At 64.5% G+C, this 437-nt stretch carries 1 protein-coding gene; it reads left to right on the forward strand.

Translation table 11 applies throughout. The features are described 5' to 3' along the window. Positions 1–437 (forward strand): beta-ketoacyl [acyl carrier protein] synthase domain-containing protein (locus GV792_RS28750; RefSeq protein WP_163828138.1); only part of this gene is annotated, 437 nt, incomplete at both ends.

Consider the following 437-nt stretch of genomic DNA (forward strand, 5'->3'; position numbering starts at 1 on the left):
GGTTTGACTGCGCCTAATGGGCCGTCGCAGCAGCGGGTGATTCGGCGTGCGTTGGCGAATGCGGGGGTGTCTGCTGCTGAGGTTGATGTGGTGGAGGCGCATGGTACGGGGACCATGTTGGGTGATCCGATCGAGGCGCAGGCGTTGCTGGCGACTTATGGTCAGCGTGATCGTGATGTGGCGCCGGTGTGGTTGGGTTCGGTCAAGTCGAATATTGGGCATACGCAGGCGGCGGCGGGGTTGGCCGGGGTGATCAAGATGGTGCAGGCGCTGCGCTATGGGGTGTTGCCCAAAACCCTGCATGTCGATGCGCCGTCCTCGCGGGTGGATTGGGCGTTGGGGCATGCGGGGTTGTTGACCGCGGCGCGGGATTGGCCGGTGGTTGATCGTCCGCGTCGTGCTGCGGTGTCGGCGTTCGGTATCAGCGGCACCAATGC

It is taken from the genome of Nocardia cyriacigeorgica (assembly GCF_010868145.1).
Lineage (GTDB): Bacteria > Actinomycetota > Actinomycetes > Mycobacteriales > Mycobacteriaceae > Nocardia > Nocardia cyriacigeorgica_D.